This is a genomic window from Streptomyces sp. CNT360 (assembly GCF_000424785.1).
Genome location: NZ_AUKO01000019.1, coordinates 180254 through 198161, shown reverse-complemented (window position 1 = coordinate 198161; position 17908 = coordinate 180254). Strand labels below are relative to the sequence as shown.

Genomic DNA, 17908 nt, shown 5'->3' with positions numbered 1-17908 from the left:
CCGCACCATGACGGACGAACTGCACGGCAAGAAGGTCGCGATCCTCGCCACGGACGGGGTCGAGCGCATCGAGGTGGAACAGCCGCGCGGCGCGCTGCACGCCGTCGGAGCACAGACCGACCTGGTCTCCCTGCACACCGGCGACATCCAAGCCCGCCAGTCGGACATCGACCCGGCCGGCACCTTCTCCGTCGACGAGCAGGTGGCAGACGCCTCCGTGAGCGACTACGACGCGCTGCTGCTGCCCGGCGGCACCATGAACCCGGACCAACTGCGCACCGACGCCGACGCCGTGCGCTTCGCCCGCGAGTTCATGGAGACCGGCAAGCCGGTGGCCGCGATCTGCCACGGCCCCTGGACCATGGCGGAGGCGGGCGTGGTCAGCGGCCGGCGCCTCACCTCCTGGCCCAGCATCCGCACGGACCTGCGCAACGCGGGCGCCGAGGTCGTCGACGAGGAGGTCGTCGTCGACCGCAACCTGCTCTCCAGCCGCGGCCCGCAGGACCTCCCGGCGTTCTGCGCCGCGCTCGTCGGCCACTTCGCCAAGACTCCGCAACCCGCCTGACGCCCTGACGCGCCGCGACACGTAGCGCCGCGCGTCACCCGCACCCGGCCGCCCCCGCGTGGGGCGGCCGGGTGCGGACCATTTACCCGTCTTACCCGTCTTACCCGTCCCGCCGAGGCCGTTGCGCACCCGGATCAGGCCGCTACCGCCCCGCTTGCCATGCCGTCACCGCGCCCGAACCGGCGCCGAGGACGTCGTCCACCGTCGCGCGCCGCGCGGTGACGCGGTAGTGACCCGGAACCCGGGGCGCGGGGCCGGCGGGAACGGGGCAGGTCGCCCGGGTCGGCACCCGGCGGGTGGTCCTCCCGCAGGCACAGGGGCACGGGCGAAGGGTGCCCGGGGTGCCCGGGGTGCCCGGGGTGCCCGGGGTGCCCGGCACCAGGCTGTCGCCGGGACGGTTTGCCACCTGGCAGGCCCCGCTACGGAGAGTCCCCCACGACGCGCCGCACGACCAAGGGGACACCCACCGATACACCGCCGCACACCTCGCCGAAGGCACGCTCCGGCCCCGCACAGCCGGGACAGCCACCTGACACAGACCCCACCACAGACAGTCCCCACAACGCCCCGCACAACAAAGAGAACACCCACCGGCACACCGCCACACACCTCGCCGAAGGCACGCTCCGGCCGCACGCAGGCGTCCGTGTACCAGTGCGCCGCCCACCCCCGGTCGGGGTCGCAGCATGTACGCCGCCTCGCCCTCCGGCTGCTCCCTCGCGAGGACCGCCGCCAAAGTGCGCCCACCGGTACGTGCCTCGCGCGCGCCCACCCGCAGGGCTGCCGGGCCGACCAGCGAGCCACTGGCGCCGACGACGATCCGGCCGCCCCGCCCTCACCCTCGGGACCCGCCCCTGCCACCGGCTCCCGCCGTCCGGCATCATCCGCGCCGCTCATCGACTCGCCCCTCCGGCCCCCACTTCTCGCGGGCAGTGGCCCGCACCGGCCGGACCCCTCCGGGGGCGGCGACGCAGCCTCCCACCGCTTCCGCCACGCCGGGGAAGCACCCCAGAGAATCGTGACTTTCCGTAATCAGCATCCGCCCCCGCGTGACGGGATTCCGAGCCGGATGTGAGCGTGCCCATAGGGCGTAGATCACTTACGAGGCGACCTCGTATGTCCGGTTTACCCGGAACGGGGCGGCAGCGGGAGCGGAAGCCCTATCCCTGCAAAACGGACGAATCTGGATCGTACGTCACATATTTGCCCGCTCGGGGAGCCGGTTCCCAGGGTGGGGCCAGGTCGCGACGAGAGCCCGGGCAGCAGGCCCGCCCCCGCACCGCGACCGGATGTGTCCCCCCTCGAAAGGCATCCCGCTCACATGCGTACTGCTCTGCTGTCCCGCCTCAGTCCCGCCAAGCTGTCCCGCGTCACCACCACCGGCGTCACGGCCGTGGGCGCCATCGCCGGTGTCGCCACCGCCATGCTGACCGGCACCGCACAGGCCGCCCCGCAGGCCGAGGCGCACGCCAAGGCCCAGCACGCCGCACACGCCGAGAAGGCCCCCCACTCCGCGCAGGCCGCGAAGGCAGGGAAGAAGACCTACCCGGACAACCTGGACGGGTGGATCCGTGAGGCCCGCGCGATCATGAAGAAGAACGACATCCCCGGCTCCTACGACGGCATCAAGCGCAACATCATCCGCGAGTCGGCCGGCGACCCCGACGCGGTCAACGGCTGGGACGTCAACGCCCAGAAGGGCACCCCCTCACGCGGACTGCTCCAGGTGATCCAGCCCACCTTCGACCAGTACCACGTCAAGGGCACCGCCGATAAGCTCACCGACCCCGTCGCCAACATCGTCGCCGCCTGCAACTACGCCGCCGACCGCTACGGCTCCATGGACCAGGTCGACTCCGCCTACTGAGTCGACTCCGCGTACTGCGCGGCCGCGGACACCACGACCGCAGCACCAGGCAGGGGACACCCGAGCGGGTGGGAGGCACCACGCCTCCCACCCGCTCTCGTCGTACCGGCCGGTCCCCCCGCCACGCGCCGGCCCCCCGCGTTCCGGTGCCGCATCCCCTGCCCGCGTACGGCATCCCCCCTGCCGCCGCCGGTATCCCCTGCCGGGGTGTGGCACCGGAACGTGCCCCCGTTCCCCCTCACCACGCATACTGCCGGGCGGACCGACTCCCCCGCATTGCCGGAACCCGGCAGAGTTCTCTAGGGTCTGCATGCCGGGCGGCATCAAGGAGCCGTCGGGGCGGTGGAAGCACGGGGGTGACCGTAGTGGGTGCGGCAGTGGAGATACCCGAGGCGTACCTGGTGGGGTACACGCAGATCCTCTCCGAGGTCTGTGCCACCGGGCGCCGGTTGACGCGGGACGAGTTGGAGGGCCGGCGCACCCTCGGCGAGCGCGCGGCCGACGCGGGGTACGGGCTGCGCGACCTGATGGGCGCCCACCTGAAGGCCGCGCGCACCGCATGGCCGTCGCTGGCGGGCGATCCGGACAGCCTGCTGGCGGGCATGCAGCAGGCCGTGGACGCGGTCGCCGAGGGGTACGAGCGGGCCCAGCGGCAGGCCGTCCGCCAGGAGGAGGCCGCGCGCCGGGAGTTCATCGACGACCTGCTGCACGGCCGCAGCGACCTGGGCCGGCTCGCCGAGCGTGCCGAGCGCTTCGGGCTGCGGCTCTCGCACAGCCACGCGGTGGCCGTCGCGTACAGCACGAGCGCCTACGACGAGGGCGACCCGGTGGCGCGGCAGGTCGAACAGGCGCTCATCACCCGGTTCCAGGACCGCAACACCCTGCTGACCACCAAGGAGGGCCGGCTGGTGTGCGTCGCGCCGGGCGACCAGCCCGACGTGCTCAAGCACTTCGCCAAGCACAGCTACGCCGCCACCGACGGCGGCCAGGTGGCCATCGGGCGGGTGCGGCCGGGCCCGGGCGGCGTGGTGCAGTCGTACGAGGAGGCGCTCAGCGTCCTCGATCTCGCCGCGCGCCTGGAGCTGGACGAGCCGGTGCTGTACGCCGCCGATCTGCTCGTCTATCCGGTGCTGACCCGCGACCGGCAGGCGATGGCGGACCTGGTGCTGGGCACGCTGGGCCCGCTGACCTCGGCGCGCGGGGGCGCGCAGATGCTGCTGGACACGCTGACCGCCTACTTCGACACCGGCTGCGTCGCGGCCGAGGCGGCCCGCAGGCTCTCCCTCAGCGTGCGGGCCTTCACCTACCGGCTCGCCCGGATCGAACAACTGACCGGAGCCAATCCGGCCGACCCCGCGCACCGCTACATGCTCCAGACCGCGGTGATCGGTGCCCGTCTGCTCGACTGGCCCGCCACCTCGCTGCATTCCGGCTGAGGCGTCGGGCCGACGGCCACGAGGCCCCTGGGGAGCCGGAGGGCGCTGCGCCGCGGGCGGTAGCGTGCCCGCCATGACCACGCAGACGCCCCCTCCCTCCGGCGGACCCGACTTCTGGGCGGAGCGCCGGACCTGCTTCCTGTCCACGCCGCGGCCCGACGGCACCCCGCACCTGGTGCCGGTGGGGGTGACCTACGACCCCGCGACGCGCATCGCCCGCGTCATCAGCAGCCGTTCCAGCAAGAAGGTGCGCAATGTGCTGGCGGCCGGCCCCGGCGTGCGTGTCGCGGTCAGCCAGGCGGAGGGGCGGCGCTGGTGCACGCTGGAGGGTGCGGCGGTGGTGCGCCAGGACCCGGACGCGGTGGCCGACGCCGAGGCCCGCTACGCCCGCCGCTACAAGGTGCCCCGGGTCAATCCCGAACGCGTCGTCATCGAAATCACCGTCGACCGCGCCATGGGTACGGCGAAACCCTCGGGTTGGTGACGGTGACCGGTGACGTGTCCACCCCAACACCGCCCAAAACGGCCCTTCCTGTGACGCTTGTCTCGGGCGGTTACGTCACACCCACCGTTGCGGATCTCCGCACAAGCGCATCACCAGCACAGATGCCGTGATTGCGTGTCAAGCGGCGTTATGGATCTTTACCGCTCCTGGTTGGAGCATCCGGACAGCTGTGCCTACTGTCGCTCCCGCTCGACACGTTCGCTCGAACTCATGGGCGAACAGCCGCGACCGTAAGGAAAGAAAGACCATGCTGTTCTCCGGTAAGGGCCGCCACCGTCGCCCCTCCAAGGCCGTGCGCATCGCCACCGTGACCGGCGTCGCCGGCGCAGCCGTCGCCCTCCCGCTGGTCTCGGCCACGGGCGCCAACGCCGCCTCCGTGGACACCTGGGACAAGGTCGCCCAGTGCGAGTCCTCCGGCAACTGGAAGGCCAACACCGGCAACGGCTACTACGGCGGCCTCCAGTTCAACAACTCCAGCTGGGCCGCGGCCGGCGGCACCAAGTACGCGCCGCGCGCCGACCTGGCCACCAAGGACCAGCAGATCGCCGCCGCCGAGAAGCTGCTCCAGATGCAGGGCCCGGGCGCCTGGTCCTGCGCCGGTGCCGGCGGCCTCACCTCCGGCGGCCCCGCGGCCGATGTGAACCCGGACGGCGGCAGCAGCGACAGCGGCTCCCAGCAGCAGGCCCGGCCCGAGCAGCAGGCACCGCAGCAGAAGCAGGAGCAGCAGCGCCCGCAGCAGCAGGCCGAGCCGAAGCCCGCCCAGCCGACGAAGCCCGCGCAGCCGCAGCCCCACAAGAAGGGCCACGGCAACTACACCGTCAAGTCCGGTGACACCCTCAGCAAGATCGCCGAGGCGCACGGCAGCGACTGGCACCGCGTGTACACGGACAACAAGTCCACGATCGGCGGCGACGCCGACCTCATCTTCCCGGGCCAGAAGCTCCAGGTCGGCTGACGCCGTCCCGACGTACCCTGGCGAGACCGCCGTGGCCCGTGCCTCTTCCCCCGAAGGCACGGGCCACGGCTCTTTCCCCGCCTCGACGGCAAAAGGCCCGGGGCAGGGTCACTGCGCCTGCCGCGCCCGTTGGATGTCCTTCGCCAGACCGGCGGCGGAGCGCAGCCCGTCCTTCTTCGCGAGGCCGTCCGCCGCCGTGTGCAACCCGGACAGCGACCGCGCGCCCGGCAGCGGCCGGTGACCGGGAGGGGCGCCGCTGCCGGAGCGGAGTTCCGCCGCGAAGTACGCGGCGACGGCCGCCTGTCGCAGATACGGTGACACCTTCCCCGCGCCTGCGGTACTGCCCGCCTCCTCGCCGTGCCCTTCGCGCTTCCCGCCGGGCGCCGACCACAGCGAGCCGCTCCTCAGCGTCCCGGCGTCCACCGTGCGGGACGTCTCGTGCGGTGTGCGGCTGTCGGGGTTTAGCCAGCGGACCGTCGCGGTGGCCGCCCTGCCCGTGGCCCCCTCCTGCAACTCGACCGCGTACAGCGCCGTGACCGTGTGGCCGGGGCCGATCTCGCCGCCGTCCACCGTGTCGTCGCGGAAGTCCTCGTCGGCCACTGCGCGGTCCTCGTAGCCGAGCAGCCGGAAGTTGCCGACCGTGTTCCGGTCGAAGACGACCTGCGCCTTGGCGTCGCGGGCCCGCAGCTCGATGTTGCGGGGAAGCTGGTCGACGAACACCTTCCGCGCCTCGGCCGGGGTCGACACATAGACGGTGTGGCCGTCCCCCTTGTCGGTGAGGCGTTCCATCAGCGCGTCGCCGTAGTCGCTGCCGACGCCGACACCGAACAGGGAGATGCCCTGCTCCTTGCGGTGCCGCTCGACACTCCTGAGGATCGCCGACGCGTCGGTCCGGCCCGTGTTGGCGAGCGCGTCCGACAGCAGGACGACGCGGTTGGTGGCTCCACCCTGCCGGTGCGCGGCCGCCTGCTCGTAGCCTGCCCGCATCCCCGCACCGAGGTTGGTGCTCGCCTGCGGCTCCAGACCGGCGACGGCGTCCCGGAACCGGGACCGGCCACCGTCGTCCAGCCGCGTCATGGGCAGCACGGTCCTCGCCTCGCCGCTGAACGTCACCACTGAGACCGCGTCGCTCGCCCGCAGTTCACCGGCCGCCGTTCCCAGCGCCTTCTTCACCAGGTCCAGCCGCCCCGGCTCCCCCATCGAACCGGACACGTCCAGCACGAAGGTGAGCGCGGCGGGGCGGCGGGGCGCGTGCGGATCGCTGTCCTTGGTGGCCATCCCGACCCGCATCAGCGACCACCCCGCCTGGCCCGTGCGGGCCCCGTCCGCCGAGACGGAGAAGCCGTCGCCGCCGGGGCGCCGGTAGCCCTGCGGGAAGCTGTTGACGAACTCCTCGGTCCGCACCGTGCGGGCGGCCGGGCGCACCCCGTCGCGCAGTCGGCGTCGGGCGTAGCTGTAGGACGCGGTGTCCACGTCGAGGGCGAACGTGGAGCGGAAGTCGGCGGGCCGGGTGGGCTCCGCGCCGGGGTCGGCGCTCCGGCTGTGCTGACCGCCCGGCGGCGCGGGGGCGACGGCGCCGGGCCCGCCGCCCTGCGCCGTGCCGTCCGCCAGCGACTCCTCGTGCGACCCGCCCGTGCAGCCTGCCAGCGCCGCCGCGGCGGCCAGTGCCGCTGCCCCCGCCCAACCCCGTTTCATCCTGTCCCCTCCCGCGGGTGAACCTCCGGTGCGTGCGGCGATGGGACGCACGCCGCCTCCGCCCGGACCCGCCCGCCGGGTCACGAACCCGTGACAGTCCCCCGGGCGACGGGAGGCGGGGCCCCCGAGGCAACTCGGGGCGGCGGCGTCAGGAGGCGGGGTCGGTGCTGCCGGGATCGGTGCCCGCGGTCCCGGAGTTGCGGGGGACGGTGCTGCCGACGTCGCCGCCGGGGCGGGTGCTGCCAGGGGCGTCGGTACCAGGGCCGGTGTTGCCAGGGGCGTCGGCACCCGGGCCGGTGTTGCCGGAGACGGGGGCACCCGTGGCGGTGGCCGCCCAGCCCGGGGCGAGTTCGTCGAGGAGGGCCGCGGTGCGCGGGGGCACCCCGCGGGCCGGGTCGGCACGCCGGACCACCCGGCGCACGGCGTCGTCGAGCACCGCGCGCCGGCCGGTGGCGTGCGCGGCCCGGACGAGCTGCTCCCACAGCCGCTCGTCCGCGGGCGCGCTGCGCAGGGCAGCCCGTACGGAGCCCACCGCGGCGTCCGGCTCCCCGGCCCTGAGCTGCTCCGCGGCGAGGGCGAGCCCGACCTCGGCGGCGAGCAGCGGCTGCTGGGCCTCGGCGACGTGGTGGGCCAGCCAGCCGTAGCGCCCCGCGGGCCGGTCGGGAAGCAGCGGCCCCTTCGCGAGGTCGAGCGCGTGCCCGAGCTGCTGGCGGCGCACCAGCGCGGACAGCTTGGCGCCGCGCTCGCCGGTGCAGCCGTGGTGGAGGGTGCGCAGGACGTCCCAGTCCGAGACGACGGAGGGCCGCAGACCGAGCCGTCCGTCCGCGCCGGTCGTCAGCCGCGGGCTGCCGTCGGCGTCGGTGCCGAGCCAGTGTCCGAGCCGCTCCAGCAGGGCGTCGCGCACATCGTCGGTGACGCCCTTGGGCCACAGCGCGGAGGCCAGCACCCGGGGGTGCACCCCGTCCCGGTTGAGCAGCAGCAGGGCGAGCGCCTCGTGCAGCAGGGCGCCGCGCGAGGCCTCGGGCGCGGCGACGCCGGTGACGTCGTACCCGCCCATGAGGCGCGCGTACACGGCGGGGCGTCCGCTCTCGCTCAGATCGACGCGGAAGCGCGGCCCGTCGCTGCCCGCCGTGCGTGCGTCGTCGGTGTCGGCGAAGAGGTCCAGGACGGCGGCACGCAGCTCGCGAGGCAGATGCTGGGCCCGTACCTCCAGGCCCATCCGGGGGGCGGCGAGGGTGTGGTCGTCGTCGATCTCGAACTCCCACACGACGCTGGGCATCGGCAGCCTGCCGCTGGTCACGCCGACGACGAAGCCGTCGCCGTGACTGCCGCCGGGCGCCTCGCCGTCGGTGGCCAGCGCCGCGAGACGGCGCGCCTCCTCCCCCGTCGGCTCGGCACCGACCAGCACCACGTGCGGCTCGGCCCGCCGGGCGGCAGGGCCCCCCGCACGCTCGGCGAGGAATGCGGCGATGTCCGGCAGGTGGCGCATCCGGTCGGGGGCGAGCGCGGTCAAGTCCGCGCCGAACCCGACGAGGGTGAGCGAGAGCCCCCGCGACCAGGCGACGGTGGCGAGTTCGGCGGCGACGGACGCCAGCACGGCCTCCCGCAGCTCCGGCTCGCCCGCGACCGACACCAGCCCCGGCACCGATTCGAGGTTGAGCAGCAACCGCGCCTCGCCGCGCAGTCCGAGGCTGACCAGGCCGGGGAAGGGCGCGGCGCCCCGGGCCCCGGCATCGACGCGGACGTCGGCACGGCGCACCGTCCAGAACGTCCCGCTCTGCCCGTACTGCCAGGGCGCGGGCGGTTCCCCGGCCTCCTCCGCGAGTTGCAGATGCAGGTCCTGGCCGGTGAGCCAGGCGGCGTAGACGACGGGCAGCGGCCGGTCCGCCTCGCGCAGTTCCGCGGCCAGCCCGCGCAGCGCCCGGTCGAGGAAGCGGACGGCATCGGCGTCGGCACCGGCAAGCAGCGCCTCGTGTGCCTGGGCGGCCGGGTCGGACGGCGGCGCGAAGTCGTCGCCGGGCGCCCGCCGGACACCCCCGGCGACGGCGCGCCACAGCACGGCCCGGCGCCTGCCGCCCAGCGCGGCGAGCAGTCCCGCCGCCAGCAGCGGGGCGCCCAGCAGCACCTCCGGCCACCCGAGGGGACCGAGCACTCCGCTGTCCGCCTCGTCGGCCGCCGCGTCCTGGGCCCCGTGCGCACGGTCGCGCTGCGCGCCGCCACCCGCGTGGTCGAGAGCGGTGCCGGTGCCGTCGCCCCCACGGCCGCCATTGCGGCCGTCGTCCTCGCTGTCGCTGTCCGCGTGTCCACCGTCCGTGCCGGACCGGTCGCCACCGGACCGGTCGCCGCCACCGCCGTGCGCACCGCCGTGGTCGGCGTCGCGGCGTGCGCCGCCGGTGTGGCCGCCGCCGTGGTCGGTGCCGTCGCCGTCCTCGCCGCGGGAGGCGTCGTGACCGTCCTCGCCGCGGGAGACGTCGTGGCCGTCGTCGGCGGCGCCGTCCTGGTCGTGCGGCGTGGTGGCGCCGGGATCACCGGAGCCGGCGGGGGTGTCGGGGCCTTCCGGTACGGACGACACGTCCGGCCTGGCGTCGTCGGGCCGGGTCGGCTGCTGCTCGTCGGAGGGCCCGGAGCCGTGGGAGTCCTGGGCGCCTTCGGGGACGGACTGCCCCTGGCGGTCCGGCGCGTGCTCCTCGGGTGCGACGTCCACGGTCTCGCCCGGACCGCCGCCGTCGGCGTCCGAACCGGCACCGGAGTCGCCACCGTCCTGCCTGCCCTCGTCCCCCGGCTGCATGGGCGGCCGGTCGGTACTGCTGTCGGGAACGCTGGGCTGCTGGTCGGGGACGTCCGCGCCGTTCTCGTCGGTGCCCGTGTCACCGGAGCCGCCGTCACCCTTTTCGGCCCCGCCAGCGTCCGCGTCCTGCCCGGGGCCGTGACCGTGATCCCGCCCGGAGTCGTCGGGCGCGGCGGGCCCCTCCTTCCGGTCCCTCCGGTCCTGGCGGTCCCCCCGGTCCTGGCGGCCGGGCTCCTCCGGCTCGTCCACCTCCGGCCGCCCGTCCTTCTCGCCGGGTCGGTCGTGCTGATCCTGCTGATCCGGCTGGTCCTGGTGGTCCCCCTGGTCCTGGCGGCCGGGCCGGTCCGGCACGCTGTCGGCGCCGCGGTCGCCGCCGTTCGCCTGGTAGTGCTCGTACTGGGCGCGTTCGTGGGCGCTCAACCCGTCCGCGTCGCCCGGCATCTCGACGAGTTCACCGCCGTGCGCGTCGGCGGGCATCTCCATGATCCAGCCGGGCCTGATCAGGCTGGCCTCGGAGAGCCGGGAGCCGTCGGGCTGCTCGCGGTCCTTGTTGAGGCGGTAGACCTCCTTGTAGCGGCGGCCGTCGCCCAGGTGGCGCTGGGCGATCTCCCACAGCGAGTCGTGGTGGCGGCCCTCCGGCGGCTGGATGCGGTAGAACTTCGTCCCTTCCGCGGAGGAGGCGTCACCGGCCGCTGCGGGCCGTATCCCTCCCGTCACCCCTCCCGTTCCGGTACTGCTGCTGCCCGCCAGGACGAGGTCGGACCCGGGGCCGCGGTCGTCGGTGGTGCGCAGGCCCGCACTGTCGGCGTGTGCCGTCCCGGGGGCCGCCGCCTGCTGTTCACCCGGCGTGAGCTGGGCTGCGGCGACGGTCTGCTGCGGGTGGTGTGGCTGCATGGTGTGGCCGAGCTGGGACAGTCCGGGGGCGAAGCTGCCGGTGGCGGAGCCCAGCAGCAGGATCGCGGCGATCAGTTGGCGGGCCAGCAACTGGCTGGGTCCCGCGCCGGGCACCCGCGCGGGCAGACCCACCCCCGAGAGGGCGGCCTTGGCCTCCACCAGCACGCAGGCGGTGAACTGCGCCCACGCCAGCCACACCACGACGGTGAGCACGTCGACGAACACGCCGACGCTCACCTCGTCCCGCAGCGTCTCGAAGGACGGCATGTGGCGCGGCAGCGGCCAGCCGATGACGTACGCGAGCGCCAGCGGAACGCCGACGACCAGCGCGGCGAGCGCGACGAACGCGCCCAGCGCCTTGAGGACGTCGCCCGTCGCGCGGCGGGTGCGCACGGGCACGGGAGTGCGCGAGCGCGAGCGGGACCCGGGCCCGCCGGGGGCCGGTGCCGGTGTCGAACTGCGGCGCGCCATCTCGTGTGCTCCTGGGGTGAGAAGTGCGGTCGGAAGGGTCGGGGCCGTCCTCGGGCGGCCGGGCGGTCAGCCGGTCACGGATTCCGCCGTGGCCGTGCCGTGGACGGTCAGCGGTGCGCTGTAGAAGAGGCCGGTGAGGACGGGCCGGTAGGTGAGCCGGACGCGGACCTCCACCTGCTGGGCGCCGGCGGAGATGCATCCGGAGGCGGCCACGTCGGCGCCCGAGAGCCCGGACCGGCGGACGAACTCCGACACCCGCTGCGGACAGTTCTCGTAGTTGATGGGTGCGGTGCGGCCCTGGCTGGCGCGCAGGGCCTCCTCGTCGATGTCCTGGGCGGCGTAGCGGGCGGCCTGTTCGGCGATGTCGGCGGCGCGCTCACGCTGGGAGATGGACAGTCCGCCGTCCACCACGAACGCGGCCAGCACCATGAACAGCAGCGCGAACATGATGACGGCCGCAGCGCCGGAGCCCCGGTCGCCGCACTCCGCGTACCGCTCGCCGAGCACGCCCCTGACTCCGCTCGGAGCCCCCGTCGGGGCGCGCCCGCTCCGTGTGACGGCGTCCCCGGCCCTCATCCGGTCCTCCGGTACGGGTCGATCGGCGAGGTGGACCGGCCCGACAGGGTCTTGGCGATGTTCAGGCCGAGCATGCCCAGGCCGCGTACCCGGCAGCTCACCTCGACGGTGAACAGCCCGCCGGAGCGGTAGTCGCTGCCCGCGTCCCGTACGGTCACGCCCCCGGCGCAGGTGCCCTTGAGAGTCGCGGTCGCCGCCTCCTGCGCGGCGGTCATGGCAGCCGCGTGGCTGCCGTGCTGGAGGGAGCCGGCCCGGGCGGCGTCCCGGGCGGCGCTGTCGACGGCGCCGCGCCCGTCCACGAGCTGCCCGAAGGCGACGAGCACGAGGATGAACAGGATCATCACCGGGGCGAGGATCACCACCTCGATGGTCGACAGTCCCCGGTCGGCGGCGGACAGCCCCCTCACCTCGCGGAGCCGGCGCAGGAACGGGCCGCACGAGCGGTCGGCGCGCGTCACGGCTCAGGCACCCCCGTCCGGCACGAACCGCTCCACGGGGCCCTGCGACATCGCGTAGACGTCCAGATCGATGCCGGGGAAGACGGAGGGAACCTTCGCCCGGATCTCGACGCCCACCGTGTTCTGCCGGGAGTGGAGCATCCGCACATCGGGGTCGAGGATCAGTTCGGGGCCGAGCTGCCGGATGTAGGAGGAGGAGGTCTCCCGGGCCTTGGCACGCCAGCCGCCGGGGTCGGCGTCGGCCTCCTGCCGCGCCTTGCGGGCCCCTGCCTGCGCGGCGGCCTGTGCCACGTGGTCGGCGAAGAAGTACAGCGCGAACTGGACGGTGGCGAAGATCAGGAAGAACAGCACCGGCGTGAGGATCACGAACTCGATCGCGGTCATGCCGCAGTCGCCGCGGCGGGTGGCCTCCTCCCCCCTGCGGCGTACGAACGCGACGAGCCGTCTGTCCCCTCCCACTGGCCGGTCCCCTACTTGCAGGTGCCGTTCTGGTCCGCGCCGTCGATGCAGTCGCTCACCTTGTTGGCGCCGTTCTTGAGCGCCATGTTGATGATGGCGGCGACCACACCGACGATCGCCACCACGACCGCGGAGATGATCACCCACTCGACGGCCGAGGCGCCGCGGTCCAGTTCCCCGGAGCGGGCCCGCTCGATGCGGCCGCGCAGGAACGTGGTCAGGAAGTCGAGCGCGGGATGGCTGACGGAACGAAACGGGTTGAACGGTTTGTTCAGATTGTTCACGGTCGTCTCAGTCCTTTCTGCGAGCTGGGTGGGGCGGGCGGGCGTCAGATCTGGAAGACACGCATGGCCGCCGGATAGATGAGGAAGACGAGGAAACCGGCGCAGAGCATGAGCTGGGCCACGAGCATCGACTGGGACTTCTCCCCGGCGCTGCCCTCGATCTCGGCCAGCTCCCTGTGCCGCATGGTTTCGGCACGCGAGGAGAGCGAGGCGCGCACCTTGGCGCCGTCGTCGGCCACCAGGGCCAGCGAGGCGGACAGGTCCTTCAGTTCGTCCACGCCGAGCCGCACCCCGAGGTCGCCGAGAGCGGCCCACTGGCTCTGCCCGGTGATCCGCGCGTCGGCGAGCGTGTCACGGATCCGGCGCAGCGCCCAGCCGTCGCTCACCTCGCTGGCCGCCTTGAGCGCCTCGGGCAGCCCGCGGCCACCGGCCAGGTTCATCGCGACGAGGTCGAGGTAGGCACCGACCACCCGCCGCAGGTCGCGCCGTTTGGCCGCGGCGTCCCGCCGTACCTCCAGGTCCGGCAGCATGAAGAACACCGCGGCGAAGAACAGCGCCAGCCACAGCGGGATCAGCGGGCTGCGGCCGAAGCCGATCAGCCAGACGACGGAGAAGAGGAACGGCCCGAAGAACAGTCCGGCCGCGCCCAGCAGCACCTTGGTCGCCAGGAAGTTCTCCCAGCCGCGCTCCAGCACGTCCAGGTCGGAGCGGAGGCTGCGCAGCTCCCAGCCCTGCCGCAGGTACAGTTCGGCAACCCGGGCGCCGACCCGGGCCCGGACCGCGCCCAGCCTGCCGGTCGGCTCGGGGCCGGTACCGCTGTGGTGCGTGGCGGCACGGGCGCGCAGCGCGTCGATCTCGGCGACGGAGGCGACCGCGCCCTTCCTGCCGGGTGCCAGCGCCCGGACCAGCAGGAAGACGCCGAGCCCCGCGAGGGCGCCGGTGAGCGCGGTGAGCGTGAGGGGGTTCATCGGTCCGCCACCTCCGTGTGCGGCTGCGCCGCGGGATCCGGCTCCGGCTGCGCCGCACGCGCCGTCGCGGGCGGCTGGTCGCCGCGGGTCAGGAACCGTTCGGGCGTCTCGATCCGCGACAGCTTGCGCAGCCACCAGAAGCCGCAGGCGAACAGGGCGCAGACGCAGGCGAGGACGGCCTGCCCCACCGGGCTGCCGTAGGGCGCGACGAAGCCCCGGTTGAAGACGGCCAGGCCCAGCACGAACGCCACGCTGACCCCGACGACGATCTGCACGCTGCGCCGCGTCGAGGCGCGCTGGGCCATCACCCGCTGCCGCATGTCGACCTCTTCGCGCGCCGACTTGGCCAGTGCGCCCAGCACCTCGCGGAGGCCGGGCCCGCGCAGCCGCGAGTTGAGGATGAGAGCGGCCACGACGATGTCGGCGGACGGGTCGTCGAGCTCGTCCGCCAGGTGCTGGAGGGCGGCGGGCAGCGGGGTGCGGGCCCGCAACCGGTCGATGAGGGCGTCCAGATGCGGCCGCAGCGAGGGGGCGGCGGCACGCGCCGAGGCGGGGATGGCCTGTTCCAGACCGACGGCGCCCGCGATGGTGTCGCGCAGCGACTCCGTCCAGGCCGCCAGCGCCTCCACCCGCTTCATCGCCGCCCGCTCCTCGGCTGCGCCGCCGAAGAGCCGGTCCCACAGGAAGACGAGGATGCCGGTGGCGACGGCCGCGACCGGCCAGCGCGTCAGCAGCAGCACCAGCAGCCCGGCGCACACGGCGATGGAGCCGCGCTTGCTGAGGAACCGGGCCAGCTCCGTGGCGCGCCTGCCCGCGTCCTGCCGCTGTACGCCGGGCTTGGCGGGCAGCCCGCGCAGGGCGACGATCAGCAGCGCGAGGCCGCCGCCCACCGCGACGCCGCAGCCGAGCGCGTAGAGGGAGGACAGCGAGAAGATGCCGCCCGCGGTGGCCGAGAAGGCGATGGACGAGAACGACATGCCACTCACCCCCAGTTCCCGGTGGGCCGGTACCCGAAGACGGCCAGCTCCTGCGCGCAGGAGACCGGCGCGTGTGCGACCAGCCGCCCGTCCGGTGTCTCGGCGAACACCTCGCTGGAGAGCACCCGCCCGTCCACCCCGTTGATCTCGCGTACGGAGGTGACCGAGCGGGTCAGCCGCCCGCCGGTGGTCCAGGCGTTGCGCCGCTCGACGAAGACGACGAAGTTGATGGCGCCCGCGATCAGCATCTGGGTGGCCTCGATGGGCAGCCGCTCGCGTGCTTGCAGCGCGTAGGTGGAGACGCGGTTGAAGACCTCGCTGGAACTGTTGGCGTGGATCGTGGAAAGCGAGCCGTCGTTGCCCTGGGTCATCGCGTTGAGCATGGTGACGATCTCGTCGCCGAGCACCTCGCCGACGATCACCCGGGAGGGGTTCATGCGCAGGGAGCGGCGCACCAGTTCGGCCATGCTGATGGTGCCCTGGCCCTCGGAGTTGGGCAGTCGCTCCTCGAAGGCGACCACGTTCGGGTGGAGTTCGGGGAACTGGTCCAGGCCCAGCTCCAGGGCCCGTTCGACGGTGATCAGCCGCTCGTGCGGGGGTATCTCGTTGGCGAGGGCGCGCAGCAGCGTCGTCTTGCCCGCGTTGGTGGCCCCCGCGATCATGATGTTCTTGCGGGCCCGCACCGCCGCCGTCAGGAAGCTGCCCAGCTCCGGCGTGAGCGTCCCGTTGCCGACCAGGTCGGAGACGAAGACCTTGCCCAGCCGGGCCCGCCGGATCGACAGCGCCGGGCGGCGGGTGACGTCCATGACGGCGGAGAGCCGCGAGCCGTCGGGCAGCCGCAGGTCCAGTTGCGGGTTGGCGGTGTCGAACGGGCGTGAGGACAGGCCCGAGTAGGCGCCGAGCACCTGGATCAGCTCGATCAGTTCCTCGTCCGACTCGGCGACCGGCTCGCCCCGTTCCTCACGCCCGTCGGCGTAGCCGACGAACACCTGGTCGTAGCCGTTGACGTCGATGTTCTCGACCTCGGGGTCGTCCAGCAGCGGCTGGAGGCGGCCCACGCCGAACAGCGCGGCGTGCACCGCCGCCGCGTAGGCCTCCTCGGCGTGCGCGTCCGGTGGGGTACGGCCGGAGTTGATCTCCGCACGCGCGTACTCCTCCAGGATCTGCGCGATCACGGCACGGGCGAACTGCCGCTCGTCCTCCGGCGTCATCGGCGCCACGCCGGACGCCTGGTCGATACGCCGCTGCTCGGCGATCCGGTCCCCGGCCTCCTGCCGGAACCGCTTCACCAACTGGTGATCGACGACGCTTCCGCTCACGAGGCGGCCCCCTCGTCCCCGCCCCGCCCCGGCAGCGGCAGCGGCGGCGTCGGCTCCGGCGCGGACGGCCTTTGCCGCCCCGGGACCGCCCTGATCTGCTGAGTGACCTCCCCGGCGCCCTCGCCCTGGCCGGGCTGCCCCGGTGCGGGCTCGCCCTGCGCGGGCTGCCCCTGCACGGGCTGCGGCGGCTGGTGCGGTCCGGAGCCGGGCGGTGCCGGCTGCTGCGGTGCGGGCGCAGGCCACCCGGCCTCGCCCTGCGCGGGCCGCGGGGACGGGGACGGCTGATACGCCCCGGACGGCGGCGCGGGCCGCGACGACGGAGGCGCTACGGGCCGGCCCGGCGCGGACTCCGCCTGCGCGGGCCCGCCCGGCCCCGTCCGGTCCTGCGCGGGTTGCACGGGTTGCACGGGCAGCGACGGTGCCGGTGGTGGCGGCCAGGGTGCCGCGGGGGGCTGCTGTGCGGAGGCGCCGTCGAGCGGGGGCGGGGGCGCCGCGGGCATCGCGTGGGCCGAGGACGCCTGGGGCGGCGGCAGGGTGCCCTCCCCGCCGGGCAGGCCCTGCGCGGCGGGACCGGGCTGTCCCGGGGCCGGGAAGGGGTGCGGCGCCGACGGCTGGGGGGCCGCCTGCCGGCGGGCGGCCTCGTCGGGGCCGCCCGTCCAGGCGGCGGCGTACTGCTCGTGGAGGTCGGTGGCCACCTTGCGGACCGAGCGGACCAGCAGGGACCGGTCGACGCGGCCCCGGCGGCGGCCCGCCAACTGCTGGGCGCCGGGCGGGTCGTGGGCGAGCACGCCGACGACCTGGGCACCGGCCCGCGAGGCCACCAGCATGTCGTTGACCTGGCTCGCGACCTTGGCCGCCCCCTGCGCCTCGGCGACCAGCACCACCCCGATCAGCGGCTGGGCGAGTGGCGCCATCCCGCGCTGGCCGCCGTGCAGCCGTCCGGTGAGGGCCAGCGCCCGGTCCCGTACCCGGGCGATCTGCTCCGGCTCGCCGCGGGCCAGCAGCAGCACCAGCGCGGCGTGCGGGAAGAGGGCGACCGAGGCGGCCTCGGGCCCGATGCGCCCGCAGTCGGCGATGACGTCCGCGGCCAACTGCGGGTGCGGGGTGTCGGCGAGGGACGCGAAGGCGCGGCCCACCGTGTCCCACTGGCCGGCCAGCCCGGCGGACTGCTCGGCCGCACCCAGTCCGACGAGCACGTCGAGCCCGCCGGAGAGCCGCTGGGCGTGGTCCCACAGCTGTTCGGGGGCGAGCCCGCGGCGGGCGGCGGCGGCCAGGGAGAGCATGCCGGTGTTGGGGTCGAGCGGGCGCCCGTCCGTTCCCGGGCTGCGGTAGACGAGGTCGCCGCCCGCGGTGTCGACCTCGGCGAGCAGCGTGCGGCGCGGCCACACCGCCGCGAGGGCGACGGCGGCCGTGGTGACCCCCGGTGCCCCCTTGTCGGCGGCGAGTGCGATCAGCGCCATCCGGCTACGCCTTTCCTCGGCCGGGTCGATGTCGACCCACTGTCAGCTTGCGACCCACCGTCAGCTCTGCTGGGCCCGGTACCGCCGTAGCGGACGACGACTCCGCCCGGCGGGACGGTTCCGCCGCGCGGCCCGGTTCCCGCACGCGGTGCGCCTGCCACCCGGTGGGGTGGCCCCGCGCCACGGCTCCGTGGCGCGGGGGAGGGGACGGACGCCGCCGCCCGGTGCACC

At 74.5% G+C, this 17908-nt stretch carries 15 protein-coding genes; 5 read left to right on the top strand and 10 right to left on the bottom strand.

Annotated elements, in window-relative coordinates; all coding sequences use genetic code 11:
* Nucleotides 1-7 precede the first annotated feature (7 nt).
* The 5 genes from H297_RS0117910 (at nt 8) to H297_RS0117890 (ending at nt 5328) form a co-directional block, all read left to right on the top strand.
* Nucleotides 8-565 carry a type 1 glutamine amidotransferase domain-containing protein gene (locus H297_RS0117910; RefSeq protein WP_027738195.1) on the top strand — a complete coding sequence of 186 codons (558 nt, stop codon included), beginning with the start codon at nt 8-10 and terminating at the stop codon, nt 563-565.
* A gap of 1321 nt (nt 566-1886) precedes the next feature.
* A complete protein-coding gene (locus H297_RS0117905) occupies nt 1887-2432 on the top strand; it encodes a transglycosylase SLT domain-containing protein (protein ID WP_027738194.1) in 546 nt (181 codons plus the stop codon).
* Nucleotides 2433-2788: 356 nt separating this feature from the next.
* A complete protein-coding gene (locus H297_RS0117900; RefSeq protein WP_027738193.1) occupies nt 2789-3868 on the top strand; it encodes a helix-turn-helix domain-containing protein in 1080 nt (359 codons plus the stop codon).
* A gap of 73 nt (nt 3869-3941) precedes the next feature.
* On the top strand, nt 3942-4352 hold the full coding sequence (locus H297_RS0117895; RefSeq protein WP_027738192.1) for a TIGR03618 family F420-dependent PPOX class oxidoreductase: 411 nt from the start codon (nt 3942-3944) through the stop codon (nt 4350-4352).
* Nucleotides 4353-4620: 268 nt separating this feature from the next.
* Nucleotides 4621-5328, top strand: a complete 708-nt coding sequence (locus H297_RS0117890) for a LysM peptidoglycan-binding domain-containing protein (RefSeq protein WP_027738191.1) — start codon at nt 4621-4623, stop codon at nt 5326-5328.
* A gap of 108 nt (nt 5329-5436) precedes the next feature.
* Here the strand turns inward: H297_RS0117890 and H297_RS36930 are convergent, their stop codons facing one another.
* The 10 genes from H297_RS36930 to H297_RS0117835 all read right to left on the bottom strand — a co-directional run bounded on the left by H297_RS36930 (nt 5437) and on the right by H297_RS0117835 (nt 17677).
* Nucleotides 5437-7023, bottom strand: a complete 1587-nt coding sequence (locus tag H297_RS36930; protein WP_037794516.1) for a YfbK domain-containing protein — start codon at nt 7021-7023, stop codon at nt 5437-5439.
* A gap of 148 nt (nt 7024-7171) precedes the next feature.
* Nucleotides 7172-11098, bottom strand: coding sequence for an AfsR/SARP family transcriptional regulator (locus H297_RS40300; RefSeq protein WP_486589552.1), 3927 nt, complete (start codon nt 11096-11098; stop codon nt 7172-7174).
* A gap of 144 nt (nt 11099-11242) precedes the next feature.
* The gene (locus H297_RS0117870; RefSeq protein WP_051351940.1) at nt 11243-11752 is read right to left on the bottom strand and encodes a pilus assembly protein TadG-related protein; all 510 of its coding nucleotides are present in this window, start codon (nt 11750-11752) and stop codon (nt 11243-11245) included.
* Nucleotides 11749-12177: a TadE/TadG family type IV pilus assembly protein gene (locus tag H297_RS0117865; RefSeq protein WP_027738189.1), complete on the bottom strand. Its 429-nt coding sequence runs from the start codon at nt 12175-12177 to the stop codon at nt 11749-11751. The genes H297_RS0117870 and H297_RS0117865 overlap by 4 nt, the downstream gene beginning before the upstream one ends.
* Before the next feature lie 36 nt (nt 12178-12213).
* Nucleotides 12214-12669 (bottom strand): TadE family protein, encoded by a 456-nt coding sequence (locus H297_RS0117860; protein ID WP_027738188.1) that lies wholly within the window; start codon nt 12667-12669, stop codon nt 12214-12216.
* A gap of 11 nt (nt 12670-12680) precedes the next feature.
* Nucleotides 12681-12944 (bottom strand): hypothetical protein, encoded by a 264-nt coding sequence (locus H297_RS0117855; protein ID WP_037794581.1) that lies wholly within the window; start codon nt 12942-12944, stop codon nt 12681-12683.
* Nucleotides 12945-12997: 53 nt separating this feature from the next.
* Nucleotides 12998-13921 (bottom strand): type II secretion system F family protein, encoded by a 924-nt coding sequence (locus H297_RS0117850; RefSeq protein ID WP_027738186.1) that lies wholly within the window; start codon nt 13919-13921, stop codon nt 12998-13000.
* On the bottom strand, nt 13918-14898 hold the full coding sequence (locus tag H297_RS36920) for a type II secretion system F family protein (RefSeq protein WP_078514226.1): 981 nt from the start codon (nt 14896-14898) through the stop codon (nt 13918-13920). Before H297_RS36920 ends, H297_RS0117850 begins: the two co-directional genes overlap by 4 nt.
* A 5-nt stretch (nt 14899-14903) precedes the next feature.
* A complete protein-coding gene (locus H297_RS0117840; RefSeq protein ID WP_027738185.1) occupies nt 14904-16217 on the bottom strand; it encodes an ATPase, T2SS/T4P/T4SS family in 1314 nt (437 codons plus the stop codon).
* Nucleotides 16214-17677: a hypothetical protein gene (locus tag H297_RS0117835; protein ID WP_027738184.1), complete on the bottom strand. Its 1464-nt coding sequence runs from the start codon at nt 17675-17677 to the stop codon at nt 16214-16216. The genes H297_RS0117840 and H297_RS0117835 overlap by 4 nt, the downstream gene beginning before the upstream one ends.
* Nucleotides 17678-17908: the final 231 nt, after the last annotated feature.

Coding starts and splice junctions, on each gene's coding strand:
- H297_RS0117910 (WP_027738195.1), top strand. CDS start 8: ATGACGGACGAACTGCACGGCAAGAAGGTCGCGATCCTCGCCACGGAC.
- H297_RS0117905 (WP_027738194.1), top strand. CDS start 1,887: ATGCGTACTGCTCTGCTGTCCCGCCTCAGTCCCGCCAAGCTGTCCCGC.
- H297_RS0117895 (WP_027738192.1), top strand. CDS start 3,942: ATGACCACGCAGACGCCCCCTCCCTCCGGCGGACCCGACTTCTGGGCG.
- H297_RS0117890 (WP_027738191.1), top strand. CDS start 4,621: ATGCTGTTCTCCGGTAAGGGCCGCCACCGTCGCCCCTCCAAGGCCGTG.
- H297_RS36930 (WP_037794516.1), bottom strand. CDS start 7,023: ATGAAACGGGGTTGGGCGGGGGCAGCGGCACTGGCCGCCGCGGCGGCG.
- H297_RS0117870 (WP_051351940.1), bottom strand. CDS start 11,752: ATGAGGGCCGGGGACGCCGTCACACGGAGCGGGCGCGCCCCGACGGGG.
- H297_RS0117850 (WP_027738186.1), bottom strand. CDS start 13,921: ATGAACCCCCTCACGCTCACCGCGCTCACCGGCGCCCTCGCGGGGCTC.
- H297_RS36920 (WP_078514226.1), bottom strand. CDS start 14,898: ATGTCGTTCTCGTCCATCGCCTTCTCGGCCACCGCGGGCGGCATCTTC.
- H297_RS0117835 (WP_027738184.1), bottom strand. CDS start 17,677: ATGGCGCTGATCGCACTCGCCGCCGACAAGGGGGCACCGGGGGTCACC.